The organism is Aestuariivirga sp., from assembly GCF_044238155.1.
Classification (GTDB): domain Bacteria; phylum Pseudomonadota; class Alphaproteobacteria; order Rhizobiales; family Aestuariivirgaceae; genus Aestuariivirga.
The window spans coordinates 1-4,343 of record NZ_JBIIDX010000209.1; the positions used below are offsets into that span (position 1 = coordinate 1).

A 4,343-nucleotide genomic window follows, 5' to 3' on the forward strand; every position below is an offset into this window, starting at 1 on the left:
CCATAGCGTTCGCGGCCGATCTCGTCCCACAATTCGGTGAAGGCGCGCATCTTGCAGAGTTCTGTGATGAAACGGATTCCCGCATTGACGAAGAAGGAGATGCGCGCAAACACCTCCGGAAAATCCTCGTCCGGCACCGCGCCGGATGTCTTGACGCCATCGAGCACGGCAATGGCGGTGGCCAGGGCATAGGACAGCTCCTGCACCGGCGTCGCACCCGCCTCCTGCAGGTGGTAGGAGCAGACATTCACCGGGTTCCACTTTGGCAGCTCGCGGGTCGAGAAGGCGATGGTGTCGGTGATCAGCCGCAGCGAGGGCCCGGGCGGAAACACATAGGTCCCGCGCGAGAGATATTCCTTGATGATGTCGTTCTGGGTGGTGCCTGAGAGGCTGGTGCGGGCAACCCCCTGTTGCTCGGCGGTTGCCACATAGAGTGAGAGCAGCCAGGCCGCCGTGGCGTTGATGGTCATCGAGGTGTTCATCTGGCCAAGTGGAATGGCCTCGAACAGCGTGCGCATGTCGCCCAGATGCGAAATCGGCACACCCACCTTGCCCACCTCGCCGCGGGCCAGCACATGGTCCGAGTCATATCCGGTCTGGGTGGGCAGGTCGAAGGCGACCGAAAGCCCGGTCTGGCCCTTCGACAGATTGGTGCGGAACAGCTTGTTCGATTCTGCCGCCGTTGAGTGGCCGGCATAGGTCCGGAAGAGCCAGGGTTTGTCGGTCATCAGATCATGCTGGCACGGTCATTTTTGCACCGCAACCACGACTTTGGGAGGGTCGTTCGTGCTCTAGTGGTTCTCTTGCCGGGATGCAAAACCGATCAGGATCAGGGCTGAAACGGTCATCCCGGCCGCCGACAGCAGGATCGGTTCGGTCAGGTCCGCCGATGAGGATGCAATCAGTCCGCTGCCCATCATGTTGAAGATCAGGGCGCCGCACAGCAACACGATGAAACTCAGGACAAAGCCGAACAAGCCCCGGAAATAGACATGGCGAACCAGCACCACCGCCCCGCCAAGGGCGCAGATCACGGAGACGGGCAGGGCCCACGGCCCCATGCCACCACCTGCGCTCAACAGTTCCAACACGAGCCGACGCCAGTCACTGCTTGATTGCAGACAAGGCATAATGCAACTAAAGATCACTGTAAACAGGCGGTTTACCCTGTTCAGCGGCGAGGTTGCCGCTCCCCCTCCTTTTGTTGCGATGCGGGATCCGTTAGCCTTCGCTATCCTCCTTCCAGTTCATCCAGGAGTTTGCGCATGACCTCCGCTGCCGCCCGGCCCGCCGCCAATGCCAACCAGTCGGTGAAGGATCTCTACGAGGTGGGCGAAATCCCGCCGCTCGGCCACGTGCCCGCCTCCATGTATGCCTGGTGCATTCGTCAGGAGCGTCACGGCGCGCCTGACACCGCCATGCAGGTGGAGGTGGTTCCCACCTGGTCCATCGGCGAGGACGAATGCCTCGTGCTGGTGATGGCCGCTGGTGTCAACTACAACGGCGTGTGGGCGGCACTCGGCAAGCCGATCTCGCCGATCGACGGGCACAGGAATCCGTTCCACATCGCCGGGTCTGATGCTGCTGGCATCGTCTATGCGGTGGGGTCCAAGGTGAAGCGCTGGAAGATCGGCGACCAGGTGGTGATTCACTGCAACCAGGATGATGGCGATGATGAGGAATGCAATGGCGGCGATCCGATGTTCTCGCCCTCGCAGCGCATCTGGGGCTATGAGACGCCGGACGGCTCCTTCGCGCAGTTCACCCGGGTGCAGGCCCGCCAGCTTCTGCCAAAGCCGCAACACCTCACCTGGGAGGAAGCCTCCTGCTACACCCTGACACTGGCAACCGCCTATCGCATGCTGTTCGGCCACAAGCCGCATGTGCTCGGGGCAGGGCAGAACGTGCTGGTGTGGGGCGCCTCCGGCGGGCTTGGCTCAATGGCCATCCAGCTCATCGCCACGACCGGCGCCAACGCCATCGGCGTGATCTCGGATGACGACAAGACCGATTTCGTCATGTCGCTCGGCGCCAGGGGAGTCATCAACCGCAAGAACTTCGCCTGCTGGGGCCAGATGCCGGCGGTCGGAACGCCCGAGTACAACGACTGGCTCAAGCACGCGCGCGAGTTCGGCAAGGCGATCTGGCAGTTCACTGGCAAGGGCAACAATGTCGACATCGTGTTCGAGCATCCCGGTGAATCGACCTTCCCCGTCTCGGTGCTGATGACCCGGCGTGGCGGCATGGTGGTGATCTGTGCCGGCACCACGGGCTTCAACCTGACACTTGATGCCCGCTATCTGTGGATGCACCAGAAACGCGTGCAGGGCTCTCACTTTGCAAATCTCATGCAGGCTGCGGCTGCCAACAAGCTGGTCATGGACCGCCGCATCGATCCCTGCATGTCGGACGTCTATGCCTGGAAGGACATTCCGAAGGCCCACATGAAGATGTGGAAGAACGAGCACCGCCCTGGCAACATGGCCGTGCTGGTCTCCTCGCCCGTGCCGGGGCTGCGCACCCATGACGACGTGATCGAGGCCGCCGCCGGCTGATCTTGCGCCGGGTCCTCACACCTCGGCGTCGCCGCGTTCCTGCCGCATCAGGCGGCGGACCTCCAGCACGCGGTTCAATTCGCCGCCCAGGATCAGCACCAGTGCGGCCATGTAGACGAAGAACATGGCCGTGAACACGCCCGACAGCGAGGCATAGGTCGAGGCGAAGGTGTTGAAGTTCAGCAGATAGACCGAGAACACCGCCGACAGGACCACCCAGACGACCACGGTTAGCACCACGCCGGGCAGCACGGCCAGCAGGGACCGCGGTCTTGCGGGCAGCACGCGGTGGCAGATCAGCACCACCGCCGTCAGCAGCAGGATGCCGATCGGGTAACGCAGCTGGTCCAGCGTCACCAGATGGCCTCGCAGGGCCGGCGCGTGGGTTTCAATCAGCTGCAGCAGCAATGGTGCAAACACGATCAGCAGTGCGAAGACCAGCAGAAACGCCGCCGAGGCGATGACGAACAGCACGTTGATGGCGTAGAGCCACCAGACGCTGCGTGTTTCGCGCACATCATAGGCGCGGTTCAGCCCCACGCGCACGCTGTCCACCCCGCCCATGGCGCTCCAGATGGTGATCAGTGCCGACACGGAGAGAAGCCCGGTGCGTGGCACGGTGAGAATCGAGCGGATCTCGGGCGCCAGCGGCTTGACGAGCTCCTCCGGGGCCACCTCGAGCAGGAAGTTCACCACGCCCTGGGCCAGATCGTCGTTGCCGAAGAAACCCGCCAGCGCCGTGAGAAAGATCAGGAACGGAAACAGCGAGAACACGATGCGGAAGGCGATGTTGCCAGCCAGCGGTATCGCCTCGTCCGCGAACAGCCGGTAGAAGCTTTCGCGGGCGAGCGCTGCAAGGCTGGGGCCATCATCATCGGGCCGTCTGGTCATGCCCGTTCAATAGCCGAGCGGCGGGTCTCAGGCCACAGCCTTGCGGGCCTCGGTTTCCACCGCCGCCTTCAGCCCGGGGTCCAGCTTCAGCCGCGATGCCAGCATGGCAAGATAGGCCTGTTCGGCCGCATCGTCCGGGTCGATGGCGAGGCAGGAGGCGGCGTAGATCTCCACCGCCAGCTCGGGGCTGGTGGCGGCCCTGACCACCGAGTCGATGTCGAGCGGCTTGCGCAATTCATCCATCACGAAGGCCTTCTCCTCGGTTCCGAGGTCGAGCGCGTCAAGCCTGTCGAAGATGCGGCGCTGCTCTTCGGCATCGATGTGGCCGTCGGCCTTGGCGGCCGCGATCATGGCGCTCAGAATGGCGAGGCTCATCGTGTTGCGCTGGCTGCTCGCAGCGGGCAGGAAGGCCGTGCCCTCCGCCGCCGGGGTGATGTCCTTCATGGCGGGCTCTGCCGCGGGGGCCGCCGCGTTGCGTGAGGCCTGCCACTGCGTGTAGGCCTTGTAGGCAAGCCCGGCCAATGCCGCTGTGCCGCCCAGCTTCAAGGCGCCCTTGGCCAGCTTCTTGCTGCTCTTGCCGCCCAGCAGAACGCCGGCCAGGCCGCCGGCCACGCCGCCGGTTGCCAGCCCCTTCATGAAGTCGGGCGAAAGTCCCGCCTTGCCCTTGCCGTCCTGGCCGGCCGTGCCGCCACCGAGGAACTGTTCCAGAAGCTTCTGTGGATCAAACATGCCGTCTCCTGTCGTTTCATTCGCGCGTCGCTGCGAAAACCTTGGCAAATGACAGGCATGTCGAACCACCTCACCGCCACCCGCCTGCTGGTCGCCGCAGCACCCGCCCTGTTCGTGCTCATGTGGGCAACCGGCTTCGTGGTTGCAAGGTATTCCGCTCCGCATGCC

At 63.9% G+C, this 4,343-nt stretch carries 5 protein-coding genes; 1 reads left to right on the top strand and 4 read right to left on the bottom strand.

Annotated features, from left to right (window positions below; all coding sequences use genetic code 11):
• Together ACILRN_RS15935 and ACILRN_RS15940 are read right to left on the bottom strand one after the other, a co-directional pair.
• Positions 1–728, bottom strand: a 728-nt coding sequence (locus tag ACILRN_RS15935) for a methylmalonyl-CoA mutase family protein (RefSeq protein WP_395689949.1), incomplete at its 3' end; no start/stop codon positions are given.
• A gap of 63 nt (positions 729–791) precedes the next feature.
• Positions 792–1,091 carry a hypothetical protein gene (locus tag ACILRN_RS15940; RefSeq protein WP_395689950.1) on the bottom strand — a complete coding sequence of 100 codons (300 nt, stop codon included), beginning with the start codon at positions 1,089–1,091 and terminating at the stop codon, positions 792–794.
• A gap of 174 nt (positions 1,092–1,265) precedes the next feature.
• Here ACILRN_RS15940 and ccrA point away from each other — a divergent pair, with 174 nt between their 5' ends.
• Entirely contained in the window at positions 1,266–2,555 is a 1,290-nt protein-coding gene (gene ccrA, locus ACILRN_RS15945; RefSeq protein ID WP_395689951.1) for a crotonyl-CoA carboxylase/reductase, read from the top strand.
• Positions 2,556–2,570: 15 nt separating this feature from the next.
• Here the strand turns inward: ccrA and ACILRN_RS15950 are convergent, their stop codons facing one another.
• Positions 2,571–3,446: a YihY/virulence factor BrkB family protein gene (locus tag ACILRN_RS15950; RefSeq protein ID WP_395689952.1), complete on the bottom strand. Its 876-nt coding sequence runs from the start codon at positions 3,444–3,446 to the stop codon at positions 2,571–2,573.
• Positions 3,447–3,473: 27 nt separating this feature from the next.
• Positions 3,474–4,175, bottom strand: a complete 702-nt coding sequence (locus ACILRN_RS15955) for a tellurite resistance TerB family protein (protein ID WP_395689953.1) — start codon at positions 4,173–4,175, stop codon at positions 3,474–3,476.
• Between the last annotated feature and the right edge of the window lie 168 nt (positions 4,176–4,343).